At 52.8% G+C, this 18,165-nt stretch carries 18 protein-coding genes and 1 other annotated feature; of the genes, 12 read left to right on the forward strand and 6 right to left on the reverse strand.

Annotated features, from left to right (window positions below; translation table 11 throughout):
* Nucleotides 1-13 precede the first annotated feature (13 nt).
* Together PGR09_RS09895 and sbcB are read left to right on the forward strand one after the other, a co-directional pair.
* Nucleotides 14-1,162, forward strand: a complete 1,149-nt coding sequence (locus PGR09_RS09895; protein ID WP_213797628.1) for an acyltransferase family protein — start codon at nt 14-16, stop codon at nt 1,160-1,162.
* A 155-nt stretch (nt 1,163-1,317) separates the two neighbouring features.
* Nucleotides 1,318-2,739 carry an exodeoxyribonuclease I gene (gene sbcB, locus PGR09_RS09900; protein ID WP_430916098.1) on the forward strand — a complete coding sequence of 474 codons (1,422 nt, stop codon included), beginning with the start codon at nt 1,318-1,320 and terminating at the stop codon, nt 2,737-2,739.
* 38 nt (nt 2,740-2,777) lie between these two features.
* Here sbcB and fusA read toward each other — a convergent pair whose 3' ends face one another.
* The gene (fusA, locus tag PGR09_RS09905) at nt 2,778-4,880 is read right to left on the reverse strand and encodes an elongation factor G (RefSeq protein ID WP_047045925.1); all 2,103 of its coding nucleotides are present in this window, start codon (nt 4,878-4,880) and stop codon (nt 2,778-2,780) included.
* 238 nt (nt 4,881-5,118) lie between these two features.
* Here fusA and PGR09_RS09910 point away from each other — a divergent pair, with 238 nt between their 5' ends.
* Complete coding sequence (locus tag PGR09_RS09910; RefSeq protein ID WP_015365828.1) at nt 5,119-5,430, forward strand: ArsR/SmtB family transcription factor; 312 nt, start codon at nt 5,119-5,121, stop codon at nt 5,428-5,430.
* A gap of 104 nt (nt 5,431-5,534) precedes the next feature.
* Here the strand turns inward: PGR09_RS09910 and plaP are convergent, their stop codons facing one another.
* The 4 genes from plaP to PGR09_RS09930 form a co-directional block, all read right to left on the reverse strand.
* Nucleotides 5,535-6,893 carry a putrescine/proton symporter PlaP gene (gene plaP / locus PGR09_RS09915; RefSeq protein ID WP_015365827.1) on the reverse strand — a complete coding sequence of 453 codons (1,359 nt, stop codon included), beginning with the start codon at nt 6,891-6,893 and terminating at the stop codon, nt 5,535-5,537.
* Nucleotides 6,883-6,945: a membrane protein YoeI gene (gene yoeI / locus PGR09_RS09920; RefSeq protein ID WP_098949253.1), complete on the reverse strand. Its 63-nt coding sequence runs from the start codon at nt 6,943-6,945 to the stop codon at nt 6,883-6,885. Before yoeI ends, plaP begins: the two co-directional genes overlap by 11 nt.
* 236 nt (nt 6,946-7,181) lie before the next feature.
* Nucleotides 7,182-8,063 (reverse strand): LysR family transcriptional regulator, encoded by an 882-nt coding sequence (locus PGR09_RS09925; RefSeq protein ID WP_315711178.1) that lies wholly within the window; start codon nt 8,061-8,063, stop codon nt 7,182-7,184.
* 36 nt (nt 8,064-8,099) lie between these two features.
* Nucleotides 8,100-8,924, reverse strand: a complete 825-nt coding sequence (locus PGR09_RS09930) for an SDR family oxidoreductase (RefSeq protein ID WP_045391752.1) — start codon at nt 8,922-8,924, stop codon at nt 8,100-8,102.
* 176 nt (nt 8,925-9,100) lie between these two features.
* Between PGR09_RS09930 and hisL the strand changes: the two genes are divergently transcribed.
* The 9 genes from hisL to hisIE all read left to right on the forward strand — a co-directional run bounded on the left by hisL (nt 9,101) and on the right by hisIE (nt 16,340).
* Complete coding sequence (hisL, locus tag PGR09_RS09935; protein ID WP_009654477.1) at nt 9,101-9,151, forward strand: his operon leader peptide; 51 nt, start codon at nt 9,101-9,103, stop codon at nt 9,149-9,151.
* Nucleotides 9,127-9,249, forward strand: a sequence feature (His leader region). Its footprint overlaps the gene before it by 25 nt.
* Nucleotides 9,250-9,296: 47 nt before the next feature.
* A complete protein-coding gene (hisG, locus tag PGR09_RS09940; RefSeq protein ID WP_045379285.1) occupies nt 9,297-10,196 on the forward strand; it encodes an ATP phosphoribosyltransferase in 900 nt (299 codons plus the stop codon).
* A 39-nt stretch (nt 10,197-10,235) separates the two neighbouring features.
* Nucleotides 10,236-11,540: a histidinol dehydrogenase gene (hisD, locus tag PGR09_RS09945; RefSeq protein ID WP_047078084.1), complete on the forward strand. Its 1,305-nt coding sequence runs from the start codon at nt 10,236-10,238 to the stop codon at nt 11,538-11,540.
* Nucleotides 11,537-12,598: a histidinol-phosphate transaminase gene (hisC, locus tag PGR09_RS09950; protein ID WP_337087437.1), complete on the forward strand. Its 1,062-nt coding sequence runs from the start codon at nt 11,537-11,539 to the stop codon at nt 12,596-12,598. Before hisD ends, hisC begins: the two co-directional genes overlap by 4 nt.
* The gene (gene hisB, locus PGR09_RS09955) at nt 12,595-13,662 is read left to right on the forward strand and encodes a bifunctional histidinol-phosphatase/imidazoleglycerol-phosphate dehydratase HisB (protein ID WP_047066723.1); all 1,068 of its coding nucleotides are present in this window, start codon (nt 12,595-12,597) and stop codon (nt 13,660-13,662) included. Before hisC ends, hisB begins: the two co-directional genes overlap by 4 nt.
* A complete protein-coding gene (gene hisH, locus PGR09_RS09960) occupies nt 13,662-14,252 on the forward strand; it encodes an imidazole glycerol phosphate synthase subunit HisH (RefSeq protein ID WP_430916100.1) in 591 nt (196 codons plus the stop codon). The genes hisB and hisH overlap by 1 nt, the downstream gene beginning before the upstream one ends.
* Nucleotides 14,252-14,989 (forward strand): 1-(5-phosphoribosyl)-5-[(5-phosphoribosylamino)methylideneamino]imidazole-4-carboxamide isomerase, encoded by a 738-nt coding sequence (hisA, locus tag PGR09_RS09965; RefSeq protein ID WP_047045942.1) that lies wholly within the window; start codon nt 14,252-14,254, stop codon nt 14,987-14,989. Before hisH ends, hisA begins: the two co-directional genes overlap by 1 nt.
* Nucleotides 14,971-15,747, forward strand: a complete 777-nt coding sequence (gene hisF / locus PGR09_RS09970) for an imidazole glycerol phosphate synthase subunit HisF (RefSeq protein WP_045391773.1) — start codon at nt 14,971-14,973, stop codon at nt 15,745-15,747. The genes hisA and hisF overlap by 19 nt, the downstream gene beginning before the upstream one ends.
* Nucleotides 15,741-16,340, forward strand: coding sequence for a bifunctional phosphoribosyl-AMP cyclohydrolase/phosphoribosyl-ATP diphosphatase HisIE (gene hisIE, locus PGR09_RS09975; RefSeq protein WP_047045945.1), 600 nt, complete (start codon nt 15,741-15,743; stop codon nt 16,338-16,340). The genes hisF and hisIE overlap by 7 nt, the downstream gene beginning before the upstream one ends.
* 75 nt (nt 16,341-16,415) lie before the next feature.
* Here hisIE and PGR09_RS09980 read toward each other — a convergent pair whose 3' ends face one another.
* Nucleotides 16,416-17,759 carry a phosphoethanolamine transferase gene (locus PGR09_RS09980; protein ID WP_161801950.1) on the reverse strand — a complete coding sequence of 448 codons (1,344 nt, stop codon included), beginning with the start codon at nt 17,757-17,759 and terminating at the stop codon, nt 16,416-16,418.
* Nucleotides 17,760-18,165 lie beyond the last annotated feature (406 nt).

Consider the following 18,165-nt stretch of genomic DNA (forward strand, 5'->3'; position numbering starts at 1 on the left):
CATTGGTGTAACGATGAGCCAGAATAAAAACTGGTCTCCTGAGCTTGATGGCTTACGAGGCTACGCTTCCTTGTGGGTCCTGCTCGGTCACATTTGTATTTTGACACGATGCAACATCCCTATCCTGAGCAACCCGGATTTTGGCGTCGATCTTTTCATTTTGCTGTCCGGTTATCTGATGGCTAAAAATTACATTGAAAGGCAGCATGTCGAACCCTGGATGTCCGTTAAAACGGTAACTTCATTTTGGACAAGGCGCTTTTTCCGAATCGCTCCGCTTTATTATGTCCTTCTAATTGTGGCATTTATTTTCGGTGAAACCTTTGGTCACTACCGGGATGCTATCGCGCTGGCATGGCCTGAAACGCAAACTGAGACCGCGAGATATACCGACTCATCAATGGCGAACGTGTTAACGCACATCTCATTCACCTTTGGTTTCCTTCCTTATTATTCATTCAGGACAGTCCTTCCTGACTGGAGTATTGGGCTTGAAATGCAATACTATGCCCTTTTCCCGTTTATCATGATGCTGGTCATGGGGATTGGTTTCATTAGGACTTGCCTGGCATTGATTGTAATGTGCGTAATGGCTGCATTTATTTTCCCTGGATATTTCTCAGCATTCCCGATGCCCTCGATGATTTTATTCAAACTACCTTTATTTATATCAGGAATGTTGCTCTATAAAGCCGTAGCAGAGAACCGTAAGATCTACGTTATGGTTGCATTACTTTCTCCACTCGCTGCATTTTTGATGGGTTACTTTACTTCACCTATCCGTATGATCATTGAGGTTATGATAATCCTTGGGATGTCGATTCTTCTGATGCCTCATAGTGATAAATCGCCACTAAAAGGTATTGTCTTCTTTAGCAGAAAGTTACTTTCCGCCCGCTTCAGTCAGTTCCTCGGTGACGTATCATATTCGGTATATCTGTTGCATTTGATGATTGTTATTCCGATGATTGGATGGCTTGTTCAACATCAGTCCTACGTGCAACTTCCTGCATTGCTCCGTTTTGTTATTGCTGCTGTGATAATTTTACCAATAACTTATAGCATTGCCATCAATCTATACAAATACATTGAGAAGAGAGGAATTGCACTGGGTCGTAAAATTATTAAGCCTAACAGCATAAAAGTGAATGAAGCGGCTTAAACAACGGCTATAAACAATGTGAGGACGTGGCGATATTATTTAAAAATAATATCGCCACGACATTAAAAACCGCGACAAACTTTAGTTGCGCCTTCAATGTTAATAAGGGAAAATCAGGCTATCAAATAGATTATCAGAGCGATTACATTTCAATTATGGCTGACCGCGAACAACAATCCTTCCTCTTCCACGACTACGAAACCTTCGGAACCAGCCCTTCGCTCGACCGACCGGCGCAGTTCGCCGCCATCCGCACCGATAGCGATCTGAATGTCATTGGCGAACCGGAAGTCTTCTACTGCAAGCCTGCGGACGACTATCTGCCGCAGCCGCAGGCGGTAATGATTACCGGTATTACGCCACAGGAAGCGCTGGCCAAAGGTGACAACGAGGCCGCTTTCGCCCGCCGCATCAACGATCTGTTCACGGTGCCGAAAACCTGTATCGTCGGCTATAACAATGTCCGCTTTGATGACGAAGTCAGCCGCAATATTTTTTATCGCAACTTTTACGATCCCTATGCCTGGAGCTGGCAGCATGATAATTCGCGCTGGGATCTGCTGGATGTCATGCGCGCCTGCTATGCCCTGCGTCCGGAAGGTATCAACTGGCCGGAAAACGAAGAAGGATTGCCAAGCTTCCGCCTTGAGCATCTGACCGTCGCAAACGGTATTGAGCATAGTAATGCCCACGATGCGATGGCCGATGTGTACGCCACCATCGCGATGGCGAAACTGGTGAAGACCCATCAGCCGCGTCTGTTTGAATATCTGTACAGTCATCGTAATAAACGCAAGCTGGCGACGTTGATCGACGTGCCGCAGTTAAAACCACTAGTCCACGTTTCCGGTATGTTCGGCGCCGCCCGCAGCAACACCAGCCTGGTCGCGCCGCTAGCCTGGCATCCGGATAACCGCAATGCGGTGATTATGGTTGATCTGGCGGGGGATATGTCGCCGTTGTTGGAGCTCGATGCCGATACACTGCGCGAACGCCTGTATACTCCACGAGATGAACTCGGTGATTTACCGGCAGCGCCAATTAAGCTGGTGCATTTAAATAAATGCCCGGTGCTGGCGCAGGCCAATACGTTGCGCCCGCAGGATGCCGACCGTTTAGGTATTAATATTCAGCGCTGCCTGGAGAACGCCCAACTGCTGCGCGCAAATCCGCAGGTACGCGAAAAGGTAGTCGCGCTATATGCCGAAGCCGAACCGTTCACGCCATCGGATAATGTTGACGCCCAACTTTACAACGGATTCTTTAGTGATGCCGATCGCGCGGCGATGAAAATTGTGCTGGAAACCGAACCCCGAAATCTGCCGGCGCTGGATATTACCTTTGCTGATAAACGCATTGAACGCCTGCTGTTTAACTACCGCGCGCGTAACTTCCCCGGTACGCTTGATGAAAACGAACAGCAACGCTGGTTAGAGCACCGCCGTAACGTCTTTACGCCGGAATTTTTGCAGGCCTATGCCGATGAACTGCAGTTGCTGTATCAACAGTACGCTGACGATAGTGAAAAACAGGCCCTGTTGAAAGCGCTGTGGCAATATGCGCAGGAAATCGTTTAACCCGGGCCAGGCCGTAACCGTAGCCCGGGAATACTGACTTAACTTTTCGCGCGGCTGGCGATGATATCGTCGGCCACGTTACGCGGCGCTTCCGCGTAATGATGGAACTCCATGCTATAGGTCGCGCGGCCCTGCGACATCGAGCGCAGCGTAGTAGAATAACCGAACATTTCGGCCAGCGGCACATCGGCACGAATAATCTGGCTACCGAAACGCTCCTCCATCCCCTGCACCATCCCGCGACGGGAAGAGAGATCGCCCATAATATTCCCCGCGTACTCTTCCGGCGTCTCCACCTCGACGTGCATCACCGGCTCCAGGATCACCGGGTCCGCTTTTCGCGCCCCTTCCTTGAAGCCGAAAATTGCCGCCATACGGAAAGCCATCTCGGACGAATCGACGTCATGATACGAACCAAACGTCAGAGTCGCTTTAACGTCGACGACCGGATAGCCCGCCAGCACGCCGGCGCCCATCGCTTCACGCAGCCCTTTCTCCACAGAAGGGATGTATTCACGCGGTACCACCCCACCTTTGGTGGCATCTTCAAATACAAAGCCGCTCCCCGCCGCCAATGGCTCCAGTGTCAGCACGACGTGCCCATACTGCCCCTTACCGCCGGACTGACGCACAAATTTACCTTCCACATCCTTCACCGTTTTACGGATGGTTTCCCGATAGGTAACCTGCGGACGGCCAATATTCGCCTCAACGCCAAACTCGCGTTTCATACGGTCGACGATAATCTCCAGATGCAACTCCCCCATCCCGGAGATAATCGTCTGTCCGGACTCTTCATCGGTGTGCAGGCGGAACGACGGATCCTCGGAAGCCAACCGCTGCAGCGCAATGCCCATTTTCTCCTGGTCGGCCTTAGTCTTCGGTTCAATCGCCAGCGAAATGACCGGTTCCGGGAACTCCATGCGCTCGAGAGTGATGACCGCATCCGGATCGCATAGCGTATCGCCCGTCGTGACATCTTTTAGACCAACACAGGCGGCAATATCGCCGGCGTGCAACTCGTCGACTTCGTGGCGATCGTTGGCATGCATCAGCACGATACGCCCGATACGCTCTTTCTTGCCCTTCACCGGGTTAAAAACCGCATCGCCCTTTTTCAACGTCCCGGAATAGACGCGAATGAAGGTCAACTGGCCGACGTAGGGATCGGTCATGAGTTTAAACGCCAGCGCCGACAGCGGCTCATCGTCGCTCGGGTGACGTTCCGCCGGTTGCCCCTTGTCATCAATACCCTGAATAGCCGGAATATCCAGCGGCGACGGCATGAATTCAACGACCGCGTCGAGCATCCTCTGTACGCCTTTATTTTTAAAAGCGCTACCGCAGAGCACCGGCTGGATCTCGCCGCCGACCGTGCGTTTACGTAGTCCGGCCACAATTTCCGCTTCGCTCAGTTCACCGCTCTCAAGATATTTATCCATCAGCTCATCACTGGCTTCCGCCGCGGCCGAGACCATTTTTTCCCGCCACTGCCGGGCCGTCGCCAGCAGGTCATCGGGTACAGGCGCGTAACTGAACGTCATCCCCTGCGTTGCATCATCCCACTGAATGGCCCGCATCTTTATCAGGTCAACGACGCCGGTGAAATGCTCTTCGGCGCCAATGGGGATCACAATCGGCACCGGATTGGCCTTCAGGCGGTCGATCATCATTTGCACCACGCGGAAGAAATCGGCGCCCGGGCGGTCCATTTTGTTGACGAAAGCCAGTCGCGGTACATGATACTTGTTGGCCTGCCGCCAGACGGTCTCCGACTGCGGCTGCACGCCGCCGACCGAGTCATAGACCATCACCGCGCCGTCCAGCACGCGCATCGAGCGTTCTACTTCGATAGTGAAGTCCACGTGCCCCGGAGTATCAATGATATTAATACGATGGGGCTCAAAGCTGCGGTCCATCCCGGGCCAGAAACAGCTTACCGCTGCGGAAGTAATGGTAATCCCACGTTCCTGCTCCTGCGCCATCCAGTCGGTAGTTGCCGCGCCATCGTGTACTTCACCCAGCTTATGGCTCATTCCGGTGTAAAACAGAATGCGCTCAGTGGTGGTGGTTTTACCGGCATCGATATGCGCGGAGATACCGATGTTGCGATAACGTTCGAGGGGGATGGGTCGGGGCATGATGCGTCCTTAGTCATTTTGACTGTCAATGAGCGGCTAAATCCGCCGCGGTTAGGTTTACGGCATCTATAATAGTACAACTGTACGAGTATATTCGAACTGTTTTCTCTATCACTGTTATCGGTCAGGTTGCGACGGCGCGCGTGGCGCAAGAAAAGGAGTTTGGGTATATTAGCCGCCAGCCGCCGATACGGACTGCTGTTCGCGTAAACAGCACAACCGCCGACACAGGAATATTATGATCGCCAATCACCCCGAACGTGAACAAATTCGCCTGGAAAATGTCCTTTTTGCCCTGGGTAACCCCTTGCGGCTGGAAATCATCCGCACGCTCTCCGACGGCAGCGAGCAGAGTTGTAACGCGCTACGCAAAGAAGATATCGCTAAATCCACCATGACTCACCACTGGCGGGTACTGCGCGACAGCGGCGTGATCTGGCAACGTCCTCAGGGGCGGGAAAACTTAATTTCGCTACGCCGCGACGATTTGGATGCCCGCTTTCCAGGACTGCTGGATACGCTGCTTAACGTGATGCGACAGGAGAAGTAAGCGCTCCATCCCCTGCCCCCCGGCCGCCACCGGGGATATTCAGCGGACGCCAGAAACAAAAAAGCCGGAGGTTTCCCTCCGGCTTTTGTTAGCATAAAGCGTGATTACGCAACGTCTTCGTATTGCGGTACCGGGTTGCGGAAGCTTTTGGTTACGCACGCCAGGTAAATCAGACCGATACCGGCCCAGATCAGACCCAGGATCATCGAGCTCTCTTCCAGGTTAACCCACAGCGCGCCGACAGTCAGAGCGCCGCACATCGGCAGGAACAGATACTGGAAGTGGTCTTTCAGCGTCTTGTTACGTTTCTCGCGGATCCAGAACTGCGAGATAACCGACAGGTTAACGAAGGTGAACGCCACCAGCGCGCCGAAGTTAATCAGCGCGGTCGCCATTACCAGGTCAAAGTTAATCGCCAGCAGCGCGATCGCGCCAACCAGGATGATGTTCATCGCCGGAGTGCGCCAGGTCGGATGCACGTAGCCGAAGAAGCTTTTCGGGAATACGCCATCGCGGCCCATTACGTACATCAGGCGCGCAACGCCAGCGTGCGCCGCCATACCGGAGGCCAGCACGGTGATAGTGGAGAAGATCAGCGCGCCCACCTGGAAGGCTTTACCTGCCACATACAGCATGATTTCAGGCTGTGAGGCATCCGGATCCTTAAAGCGCGAGATATCCGGGAAGTACAGCTGCAGGAAGTAGGTAGCAAAAATGAAGATCAGGCCGCCAATCAGCGCAGTCAGGAAGATAGCGCGCGGAATAACGCGTTCTGCATCTTTGGTCTCTTCAGACAGATTGCTGATGCCGTCAAAGCCGGTAAATGAGAAGCAGAGTATCGTCGCCCCGGTAATCATCGGGATAACGTGCGCATCGCCGGACCAGAACGGACGGCTGCTGGCCAGCGTACCGGCGCCCTCGCCTTCAAATACGCCATACACCACCATGCCGAGGATCACGGCAATCAGTACCACCTGCAACACCACGATAACGGTATTGAAGTTGGCGACGGACTTGATGCTGCGCAGGTTAAAGGCGGTCATAAACGCGACCAGCGCGATAACAAACACCCACGACGGAATCGAAGGCACCAGCGCTTCAAAGTAGATTTTCGCCAGCAGGATATTGATCATCGGCGCGAACAGGTAGTCGAGCAGAGAGGACCAACCCACCATGAAGCCAACGGTCGGGCTAATGGATTTCTGGGCGTAGGTATACGCTGAACCAGCGGAAGGATAGCGGCGTACCAGCTTCCCATAGCTCAGCGCAGTAAAAAGAATAGCGATTAACGCAAAGGCGTAGGCCGTCGGCACGTGGCCGTCGGTCATACCAGAGACGATACCGAACGTATCGAACAGCGTCATCGGCTGCATATAGGCCAGGCCCATCATTACAACCGGAACTAACGTAAGGGTTTTACGTAATTCCACGCGAGAGGTATTTGGAGTAGCGTTATGCGACATAGTTATCCCCTTTTACGGCGAAGGCCAGCGCGTAAGCAAAAAATTGCCCCATTTCTTTCTATTCCTCAGCGACAACGACTGTCGGTTTTTAGTAAATATCTATCCGGTACGAAGCCCGGCCTCTTGGTATTGAATGATGTGTCTTTCGACCAAAAAAATAACCGACACTTTAAAAAAAGCGTCGGCTAGTCTCTGGTTTTCAGGCTGCGTATTTTGCAACAACTTCTGGCTTAATGACAAGATGTTGTAAGGTTTATTAATAGGCTAAGAATTCTAACCGCCTAATATTCATACTATTTTAGTATTGTAGATCTGACGAATAGCACTATTTGCTAATATCGCTTGTAACCACCATTGCGCGGCAAGGCCAAAAACGTCTTCATTCCAGCCAATCCATGCCCGATGCAGCCGCGCGGGTGTGGTAATGCGTTTCTCGACCAATTTGCCCTTCTCCAGCCAGGCCTTAGCCAGATAACGCGGCAAGTAGGCCCAGCCCAGCCCGGCGCATACCAGCTCCAACAGGCCGTTCATATCAAAAACCGTCACACTCTCCTGCTTTTCGCTTTGCAGCAAACCGGCATCGCAGATAATCGCCCGATATCGCTGTAACACCCGCAAATTCAGCGGTTCCTTAGCCTGCGCCAGCGGATGATTAATCGCGACCACAAAACACAGATCCAGCTCGCCAAGCAGACTAAAACCATAACCCACCAGCGTTGGCGGCTCGTTAAGCGCGCCCAGCACCATGTCGACCTCGCCTGCCGCCATAGCATCCCAACCTCCAGCATTGGTGAATTGCAAACGGGTCACGTTGTGCTGTTGATAAAACTGTTCCATGAGTGAAGTTAAAAGAGAGAAAGGAAAAGTCATATCGACGCTGATGGTCAGGGTATTTTCCCAGCCCTGATGTAACCTGATAGCCTGCAGCTCAAGTTCACGAGCGGCATGAAGTAGCTCACGCCCCTTTTCCAACAGCATCTGCCCGGTGCAAGTAAAGCGCGCCCGATGGCCGCTACGATCCAGCAGTTGGATATTTAGATCGCTTTCTAGTTTATGGATGGTGTAGCTCAGCGCCGAGGGGGTTTTATAGAGCTTTGCCGAGGCCGCGGCAAAGCTCCCCTCTTTTTCTAAGGCATCAAGAATAACGAGGACATCCAGCAGTGGTTTCATCGCCCCCCCTTACGGTACGCGAATGCCTGCTGGTGGTTACTCCATCGGCATCACCAGCGGATCGGGGTACTGGTATTCAAAGCCAAGCTCATAGCAGATCCGGTTGCCATCAATGATTTTGCCTTTACCGCCTTCCGGGTTATCGGTAAATACCGGTAACGGCAGCCCAAGTTCACGGGCCATCTGCGGATAAAAGACACCTCGCGCCGGATGCATTGGCGCACATATATTATAGATGTGTCCGCCTTTCGGAGCCTGAAGCAATAACTCAATCGCGGCAATAACATCCTGCAGATGCACCAGATTGACCCCGTGCTGGCCATCCGGAGCCGATTTACCGGCAAAGAAACGCCCCGGGTGGCGAGAAGGCCCCACCAGCCCGGCGAGACGCAGAATATCCACCGAGGTACCCGGCAACGCATGCAGCCAGTCCTCCAGCTCTTTCAGAACCCTGCCGCTGGCGGTTTGCGGATCGCGCGGCGAATTTTCCTTCATCGTCCCTTCAGTATTGCCATAAACCGAGGTCGAACTGGTAAAAATAATGCGTGGAATATGCCGCGAGAGCGCGGTATCGACAATCTCCTGCACCGCCTGTAGATAAAAATCTTCCCCGGGGCCCGTGCGCCGCGCTGGTAACGTGATGACCAGCGCATCGACGTTCATCATCGCGTCCAGATCCTCAGCATCACAGATCAGCTGGGGGTCAAGACGCAGCGGATATCCTTCAATACCGCACATCCGCGCCGCCTCTACGCCATCCTGCGTCGTTTTACTGCCGGTGACATGCCAACCACGCGCGCGCAATGACAACGCAAGCGGCATGCCCAGCCACCCTAATCCGACAATCGCGACCTTTTTCATACCCTGGCTCCTGACTCATTCGCTGTGCTGATACTAGGCTACGCCAGCCTGCGAGACCTGACAATTTGTTCGACGAATATGAAATGAATTAATGATGGAAAAAAGGGCTTGCTTTATGCGCCGGAACTGGTTTAGGTTAAAAGACATCAAATGCATAGTCATTCAAAGAGAATTTTATGAACAGCGTTCAATTTAAAAACCACCATCATCACCATCATCCTGACTAGTCTTTCAGGCGATGTGTGCTGGAAGACGTTTGGATCTTCCAGTGGTGCATGAACGCAAAGAGAGCCCCCGGAAGATTCACTTCCGGGGGCTTTTTTTTGGACCGAATTCGGACAGATTCAGACAGGTATTCAGAGGAAAACAACAATGTTAGACAACACCCGTTTACGCATAGCTATTCAGAAATCAGGCCGTTTGAGTGAAGATTCACGCGAACTGCTCGGCCGTTGCGGCATTAAAGTCAACCTGCACACCCAGCGTCTGATCGCCCTTGCGGAAAACATGCCGATCGACATTCTGCGCGTTCGCGATGACGATATTCCGGGGCTAGTGATGGACGGCGTTGTCGACCTTGGCATTATCGGCGAGAACGTGCTGGAAGAAGAGCTGCTGAGCCGCCGCGCGCAGGGCGAAGACCCGCGCTATTTCACCCTGCGCCGTCTCGATTTTGGCGGATGCCGCCTGTCGCTGGCGACACCGGTGGATGAAAACTGGAATGGCCCGGCGGCGCTGGACGGTAAACGCATCGCCACCTCTTACCCGCACCTGTTAAAGCGCTATCTCGATCAGAAAGGTATCTCCTTTAAATCCTGTCTGCTGAACGGCTCCGTCGAAGTCGCCCCACGCGCTGGCCTTGCCGATGCCATCTGCGATCTCGTTTCTACCGGCGCAACCCTCGAAGCCAACGGCCTGCGCGAAGTTGAAGTGATTTATCGTTCCAAAGCCTGCCTGATCCAGCGCGACGGTGAGATGGACGATGCGAAACAGCAGCTGATCGACCGTCTGCTGACCCGTATTCAGGGGGTTATCCAGGCCCGCGAATCGAAATACATCATGATGCACGCGCCGACCGAACGGCTGGAAGAAGTGGTGGCGCTGCTGCCGGGCGCAGAGCGGCCAACTATTCTGCCGCTGGCAGGAGACAAACAGCGGGTAGCGATGCACATGGTCAGCAGCGAAACCCTGTTCTGGGAAACCATGGAAAAACTGAAAGCGCTGGGCGCCAGTTCTATTCTGGTGCTACCGATAGAGAAAATGATGGAGTAATCCAGCAATTCGTTTACGGGACAAACAGGGGAAATGACCATGAGCTTCAATACCATTATCGACTGGAATAGCTGCAGCGCCGCACAACAGCAACAACTATTAACGCGCCCGGCGATTTCAGCTTCCGAGAGCATCAGCAAAACGGTAGCCGGGATCCTCGCTAACGTAAAAGAGAATGGCGATGCCGCCTTACGCGAATATAGCGCCAAATTCGATAAAACCACCGTCACAGCGCTCAAAGTGTCTGACGAAGAGATTGCCGCCGCCGGCGCGCGCCTCAGCGACGAGCTCAAACAAGCGATGGCGGTGGCGGTCAACAATATCGAGACCTTTCACAACGCGCAGCAGTTGCAGGTTGTCGATGTTGAAACCCAACCCGGCGTTCGCTGCCAGCAGCTTACCCGCCCTATCGCTTCCGTCGGCTTATATATTCCGGGCGGTTCGGCGCCGCTGTTTTCAACGGTGCTGATGCTCGCCACACCGGCGCGCATTGCCGGCTGTCAGGAAGTGGTACTTTGCTCGCCGCCGCCGATTGCCGATGAAATCCTTTATGCGGCGCAGCTTTGCGGCGTGCGTAATATCTTTAACGTCGGCGGCGCGCAGGCTATCGCGGCAATGGCCTTCGGCACGGAATCGGTGGCGAAAGTCGCTAAAATCTTTGGCCCTGGCAACGCCTTCGTCACCGAGGCCAAACGCCAGGTCAGCCAGCGCCTTGACGGCGCGGCTATCGATATGCCCGCTGGCCCGTCGGAAGTTCTGGTGATTGCCGACAGCGGCGCGACGCCGGATTTCGTCGCCTCCGATCTGCTCTCGCAGGCGGAACATGGCCCGGATTCCCAGGTTATCTTGCTGACCCCGGACGCCGACATAGGCTCCCGGGTCGCCGCAGCGGTTGAACGTCAGCTAGCGGCCCTGCCGCGTGCCGAAACCGCGCGTGAAGCGCTTTCCGCCAGCCGTATTATTGTCGCCCGCGATCTCGCCCAATGTGTAGAGATCTCAAATCAGTACGGACCGGAGCACCTGATTATCCAGACCCGTAACGCCCGTGAACTGGTTGACGGTATCACCAGCGCCGGTTCGGTATTCCTCGGCGACTGGTCGCCAGAATCGGCAGGTGATTACGCCTCTGGTACCAACCACGTGCTGCCGACCTACGGCTACACCGCGACCTGTTCCAGCCTCGGTCTGGCTGATTTTCAAAAGCGCATGACCGTACAGGAACTGACGCGTGAAGGCTTCGCCGCCCTCGCCCCGACTATCGAGATCCTGGCCGCAGCCGAACTGCTGACCGCCCACAAAAACGCCGTAACGCTGCGCGTAGCCGCCCTTAAGGAGCAAGCATGAGCATTGAAGACTTAGCCCGCGCCAATATCCGCGCGCTGACGCCGTATCAATCCGCCCGCCGTCTTGGGGGGAAAGGCGACGTGTGGCTGAACGCCAACGAATTCCCCACCGCCGTGGAATTCCAGTTGACCGAACAGACGTTAAACCGCTATCCAGAACCACAGCCGAAGGCGGTTATCGAAAACTACGCGCAATATGCCGGCGTAAAACCAGAACAGGTACTGGTGAGCCGCGGTGCTGACGAAGGCATCGAGTTGCTGATCCGCGCCTTTTGCGAACCGGGCGAGGACGCTGTCCTTTATTGCCCGCCAACCTACGGCATGTACAGCGTCAGCGCCGAAACCATCGGCGTTGAATGCCGTACGGTGCCGACGCTCGCCGACTGGCAGCTCGATTTGCCGGGTATCGAAGCGAATCTCACCGGCGTGAAAGTGGTGTTTGTCTGCAGCCCCAATAATCCGACCGGGCAGATAATCGATCCGCAAGATTTCCGCGCCCTGCTGGAAATGACGCGCGGTAAAGCGATCGTGGTAGCGGATGAAGCCTATATTGAGTTCTGCCCCCAGGCATCTCTGGCGAACTGGCTAAACGAGTACCCGCACCTGGTTATCCTGCGCACTTTATCGAAAGCCTTTGCGCTGGCCGGGCTGCGCTGCGGTTTTACGCTGGCTAACGCAGAGGTGATTAATGTACTGCTGAAAGTCATCGCGCCTTATCCGCTCTCGACGCCGGTCGCCGATATCGCCGCCCAGGCATTAAGCCCGGCAGGCATTGCCGCTATGCGCGCGCGTGTGGCGCAGATCCTGGATGAACGCGCATACCTGGTCAATGCGCTGCGCGGCATCGCCTGCGTCGAGCAGGTTTTCGATTCCGAGACCAACTACCTGCTGGCGCGGATAACCGCCTCCAGCGCGGTGTTTAAATCTTTGTGGGATCAGGGCATTATATTACGTGACCAAAATAAACAACCCTCATTAAGCGGCTGTTTGCGTATCACTATCGGTACCCGTGCAGAGAGCCAGCGCGTGATTGACGCTTTGACTGCGGAGAATGTATGACCCAGAAGTTTCTCTTTATTGACCGTGACGGTACGCTTATCTCTGAACCGCCGGTTGATTTTCAGGTAGACCGGTTTGAAAAACTGGCCTTCGAACCGCAGGTGATCCCGGCGCTGCTTAAGCTACAGCAGGAAGGCTATAAGCTGGTGATGATCACCAACCAGGATGGCCTTGGTACCGATAGCCTGCCGCAGGAGGAGTTCGACGGCCCGCACAACCTGATGATGCAGGTCTTCTCCTCGCAGGGCGTTAACTTTGAATCCGTGCTGATTTGCCCGCACATGCCTGGTGATAACTGCGACTGTCGTAAGCCGAAGACCCAACTGGTATTGCCGTGGCTGGAAGAGGGCGTAATGGATAAAGCCCACAGTTACGTCATCGGCGACCGCGCCACCGATATAGAGTTAGCGGATAACATGGGCATCATCGGCCTGCGCTATAACAGTGAAACGCTGAACTGGCCGACCATCTGCGAACAGCTGACCCGTCGCGACCGCTACGCTCACGTTGAGCGCATCACCAAAGAGACCCAGGTTGACGTTAAAGTCTGGCTGGATCGTGAAGGCGGCAGCAAGATCCACACCGGCGTGGGTTTCTTCGACCACATGCTCGATCAGATTGCCACCCACGGCGGCTTTCGCCTGGAGATTAACGTCGGCGGCGATCTTTACATCGACGATCACCACACCGTAGAAGATACCGGCCTGGCGTTAGGCGAAGCGCTGAAGCTGGCGCTGGGCGATAAGCGCGGCATTAACCGCTTTGGCTTCGTGTTGCCGATGGATGAATGCCTGGCGCGCTGTGCGCTGGATATCTCAGGTCGCCCACACCTCGAATATAAAGCTGACTTCACCTATCAGCGCGTCGGCGACCTGAGCACCGAGATGGTCGAACACTTCTTCCGCTCGCTCTCCTATACCATGGCGGTGACGCTGCACCTGAAAACCAAAGGTAAGAACGATCACCACCGCGTCGAGAGCCTGTTCAAGGCCTTTGGCCGTACGCTGCGCCAGGCCATTCGGGTCCAGGGCGACACGTTGCCATCTTCAAAAGGGGTATTGTGATGAACGTGGTGATCCTCGATACCGGGTGCGCCAACCTCAACTCGGTGAAATCTGCAGTGAGCCGCCATGGCTATGAGCCAGTGGTCAGCCGCGAGCCGGATGTTGTTCTGCGTGCCGATAAACTTTTTCTGCCCGGCGTCGGCACCGCGCAGGCTGCGATGGATCAGCTGCGCGAACGCGAGCTCATTGACTTGATTAAAGCCTGTACCCAGCCGGTGCTGGGGATTTGTCTCGGCATGCAGTTACTCGGTGCGCGCAGCGAAGAGAATAACGGTGTTGAGCTACTGGGCATTATTGATGAAGAAGTGCCGAAAATGACCGACCACGGACTGCCGCTGCCGCATATGGGATGGAACCGGGTCTATGCCAAAGCCGGCGATCGCCTGTTCCGCGGCATTGAAGAAGGCGCTTATTTCTATTTCGTCCATAGCTACGCCATGCAGGTCAATCCGTACACTATCGCCCAATGCAACTACGGCGAGGCCTTCACCGCGGCGGTACAGAAAGATAACTTCTTTGGCGTACAGTTCCACCCTGAGCGCTCAGGTAGCTCCGGTGCGCAGCTGCTGAAAAATTTCCTGGAGATGTAATGATCATTCCAGCTTTAGATTTAATTGACGGTACCGTGGTGCGCCTGCATCAGGGCGACTATGGCCAGCAGCGCGACTATGGCAACGATCCGTTACCGCGCCTGCAATCCTATGCGGATCAGGGCGCAGAAGTATTGCATCTGGTTGATCTGACTGGGGCGAAAGATCCGGCAAAACGCCAGATTCCGCTGCTTAAGACCTTAGTTGCCGGCGTTACGGTACCTGTGCAGGTCGGCGGCGGCGTACGTACGCAAGAAGACGTTGCCGCACTGCTTGATGCCGGCGTGGCGCGCGTGGTGGTCGGTTCAACGGCAGTGAAATCGCCGGAGGAGGTCAAAGGCTGGTTTAAACGCTTTGGCCCCGAGCATCTGGTGCTGGCGCTGGATGTACGCATTGATGCCGAGGGTCATAAACAGGTGGCGGTGAGCGGCTGGCAGGAAAACTCTGGCGTCACTCTGGAAGAGCTGGTGGAAAGCTATCTGCCGGTCGGCTTGCAACATGTGCTGTGTACTGATATCTCCCGTGACGGTACTCTGGCGGGTTCCAACGTCTCTCTATATGAAGAGGTCTGCGCGCGTTATCCGCAGGTGGCGTTCCAGTCTTCCGGCGGGATCGGCGGTCTCAGCGATATCGCCGCGCTGCGCGGAACCGGCGTTCGCGGGGTGATCGTCGGCCGCGCGCTACTGGAAGGTAAATTCAACGTAACGGAGGCCATTCAATGCTGGCAAAACGGATAATCCCCTGCCTGGACGTCCGCGACGGTCAGGTAGTAAAAGGCGTGCAGTTTCGCAACCACGAAATTATCGGTGATATCGTTCCGCTGGCAAAACGCTATGCCGATGAAGGCGCGGATGAACTGGTGTTCTACGATATTACCGCCTCCAGCGATGGCCGGGTAGTCGATAAAAGCTGGGTATCGCGCGTAGCGGAAGTGATTGATATTCCGTTCTGCGTAGCCGGTGGAATTAAGTCGCTGGAAGACGCGGCGCAGATCCTCTCCTTCGGCGCCGACAAAATTTCAATTAACTCGCCTGCGCTTGCGGATCCAACGTTAATCACCCGTCTCGCCGATCGCTTTGGCGTGCAGTGCATCGTGGTAGGGATTGATACCTGGTTTGATGAACAGACCGGAAAATATCACGTTAATCAGTACACCGGCGATGAGAGCCGAACTCGCGTCACCCAATGGGAGACGCTGGATTGGGTACAGGAAGTACAAAAGCGCGGAGCGGGAGAAATTGTTCTCAACATGATGAACCAGGACGGCGTGCGCAACGGTTACGATCTGGATCAGCTCAGAAAGGTCCGTGAAGTGTGTAACGTTCCGCTGATTGCCTCCGGCGGCGCCGGTACCATGGAGCACTTCCTTGAGGCATTCCGCGACGCCAACGTCGATGGCGCCCTCGCCGCTTCCGTGTTCCATAAACAAATTATTAATATTGGCGAATTAAAAACGTTCCTGTCAGCCCAGGGCGTGGAGATCAGGGTATGTTGAGTGAACAGCTGGATTGGCAAAAAACCGACGGCATGATGCCGGCCATCATACAGCACGCTGAATCTGGCGAAGTGTTAATGCTGGGATATATGAATGAGGACGCGCTGGCGAAAACGCAAGAAAGCGGCAAAGTAACCTTCTACTCGCGCACCAAACAGCGCCTGTGGACAAAAGGTGAAACCTCCGGCAACTTTCTTAATGTGGTCAGCATCACCCCGGATTGCGATAACGATACCCTGTTAGTGTTGGTCAACCCGATAGGCCCGACCTGCCACAAAGGGACTTCAAGCTGCTTTGGAGAAACCGGACACCAGTGGCTGTTCCTCTATCAACTGGAACAACTGCTGGCCGGGCGCAAACATGCAGACCCGGAGAGCTCATACACTGCGAAACTGTATGCCAGCGGCACCAAACGTATTGCGCAAAAAGTTGGGGAAGAAGGCGTAGAGACCGCCCTGGCCGCGACGGTAAATGACAAGTTTGAACTGAAGAATGAAGCGTCAGACCTGATGTATCACCTGCTGGTACTACTTCAGGACCAGGGGCTGGATTTAGGGGATGTTATCGATAATCTTAAGTCCAGACATAAGTAAATCGAAACATGCATTGAAGGGACTCTGGTTTAATATGATCATCCTTTAAACCAGAGTCTATGTATTAACCGCCGATTAAGGATGTTGCGGTAAGGGCACATCCCTTAATTCAGAGAAACGAATAGCGTCTTCTTTTTCATTCAGCACGAAATCAGAATTTTTTACCGCGTCTTTCATATGCTCATCAGAAACAGCATAACCCATCATTTCTAACACCAGGAATTTGGTTAAATCAGATGAGAAGTAGTGATTGTTGTTGCGCAATTGTTCAGCCTTCGCACACCAGGACGCATCATTCATCAGCAATGGAATTTTATACATTTCATTATCACTGGATGGAAAACCATGTCCCTGTCCCACAACTTCCCCATGGTCTGATACATAAACCAACTTGTAATCTTTAAGATAGGTATCAGCAAGGGTAAAAATACTCTTTAAGGTATCATCGACGTTATAAATAGACGCATCATAATCATCAACCATCGGGTTGTCCGCTTCCCCTCTACGGTCAGAATAAGGCAAATGGTTACCCATCAGATGAATGACGTAAAAATTTCTCTCTTGCGATTGTTTAAAATAATGCTTGATTGCCGGTAATAACTTTTCGTCCTGCCCCTCGTTAACTGGGAAACGGGTATTATTATCTTCCGGAGTTTGCAGTACTTCAGCATATTTTGCCAGATAACCGAAAGGCTTGTTCCACATGTTGTTTTGCATCTGAGAGTCGAACCAGTACGTATGGTAGCCCTGCAATTGTGCCATCTCGATAAGATTCTTAAATTTAAACAAGTTGCCACGCTGCAAGGGCGTTTCAAAAGAAACCAGCATCGGTACAGCAAGTCGTGTTTGCGCAGCCGGAGAGTGAACGTTATTAACGACACATATTTGTCCATCTCTATCCATCTGCGATAAGTTTGGCGTAGTATCTTTTCCATAGCCGTAAATACCATAGCGGCCAGGGTTAGATGATTCGCCAATCACATATATAATGTTCTGGCTACCTTCAGTCTCTTTTTTAATATAATCAGGATATTCTTTATGCTCTATCTTTTTGTATTTAACATCATCAACTATATTTTCAGCGATAATCGACACTGAGGAAACAAGAGGTCCAAAAAAAATCTTGTACTGATCGATGTATGGCTGCGAAATAAAAGTTGGTGAATATTCGATATTATTGATAAAGAATTTAGTCCCCCAAAAACTAACACCATCTATCACAGGCTTTGAAAGAATAAGGATAAGACTAATAGTCAAAATAACACGTTCTTTAACAGAATAGCGTGCTTTTGGTATTTTAATAGATAACAACGAAAGCGCAAAAAGTATGAAAAGAAAACCTACCAGAAATTTTAGACCAAAGGTTTGTACGGTACCTAATGAAACGGAAAGGCCAACCCCGAAGGTTGACATAACCATACTAGTTGAGAGTCCACCATATTTCTGATAGATAAAGTAAGTCAAAAACGTGATCAATGAAACAAAAACCACCAGACTATTTCTGATTATTTTATTACGAATACAAAAAATCAAACGCAAGAAAATAAAAACAGAGAAAAAAGTGGTAAAAAATATATTTGTAGGTTCAAACCAACACAACACAAGGGACAGAAAAAACAGTATAAAATATAAAAAACGTCTGGTTTTTAAATACTCTAAACATCTAAAAAAAACGCTCATGCAAACTCCGAAATAAAGCAACTTATTATTGTGCATTGTAATGTTGCTATTTTAACACACTGAACCTCACTGACAAATATCACTCCATTGATCCTGGATAATGAAAGCGTTTAAAAATAATTTATTCGGCATGATGGGTGCTGCA

This window comes from Klebsiella sp. 141251 (assembly GCF_050600725.1).
GTDB classification, from domain to species: Bacteria; Pseudomonadota; Gammaproteobacteria; order Enterobacterales; family Enterobacteriaceae; genus Klebsiella; species Klebsiella aerogenes.

Bases quoted from the DNA above. Each gene is read 5' to 3' on its own strand.
- hisG (WP_045379285.1), top strand. From the start codon at position 9,297: ATGTTAGACAACACCCGTTTACGCATAGCTATTCAGAAATCAGGCCGT.
- hisF (WP_045391773.1), top strand. From the start codon at position 14,971: ATGCTGGCAAAACGGATAATCCCCTGCCTGGACGTCCGCGACGGTCAG.
- fusA (WP_047045925.1), bottom strand. From the start codon at position 4,880: ATGCCCCGACCCATCCCCCTCGAACGTTATCGCAACATCGGTATCTCC.
- hisIE (WP_047045945.1), top strand. From the start codon at position 15,741: ATGTTGAGTGAACAGCTGGATTGGCAAAAAACCGACGGCATGATGCCG.
- hisD (WP_047078084.1), top strand. From the start codon at position 10,236: ATGAGCTTCAATACCATTATCGACTGGAATAGCTGCAGCGCCGCACAA.
- PGR09_RS09930 (WP_045391752.1), bottom strand. From the start codon at position 8,924: ATGAAAAAGGTCGCGATTGTCGGATTAGGGTGGCTGGGCATGCCGCTT.
- plaP (WP_015365827.1), bottom strand. From the start codon at position 6,893: ATGTCGCATAACGCTACTCCAAATACCTCTCGCGTGGAATTACGTAAA.
- hisA (WP_047045942.1), top strand. From the start codon at position 14,252: ATGATCATTCCAGCTTTAGATTTAATTGACGGTACCGTGGTGCGCCTG.
- hisH (WP_430916100.1), top strand. From the start codon at position 13,662: ATGAACGTGGTGATCCTCGATACCGGGTGCGCCAACCTCAACTCGGTG.
- PGR09_RS09895 (WP_213797628.1), top strand. From the start codon at position 14: ATGAGCCAGAATAAAAACTGGTCTCCTGAGCTTGATGGCTTACGAGGC.
- hisB (WP_047066723.1), top strand. From the start codon at position 12,595: ATGACCCAGAAGTTTCTCTTTATTGACCGTGACGGTACGCTTATCTCT.
- sbcB (WP_430916098.1), top strand. From the start codon at position 1,318: ATGGCTGACCGCGAACAACAATCCTTCCTCTTCCACGACTACGAAACC.
- PGR09_RS09910 (WP_015365828.1), top strand. From the start codon at position 5,119: ATGATCGCCAATCACCCCGAACGTGAACAAATTCGCCTGGAAAATGTC.
- PGR09_RS09980 (WP_161801950.1), bottom strand. From the start codon at position 17,759: ATGGTTATGTCAACCTTCGGGGTTGGCCTTTCCGTTTCATTAGGTACC.
- PGR09_RS09925 (WP_315711178.1), bottom strand. From the start codon at position 8,063: ATGAAACCACTGCTGGATGTCCTCGTTATTCTTGATGCCTTAGAAAAA.
- hisC (WP_337087437.1), top strand. From the start codon at position 11,537: ATGAGCATTGAAGACTTAGCCCGCGCCAATATCCGCGCGCTGACGCCG.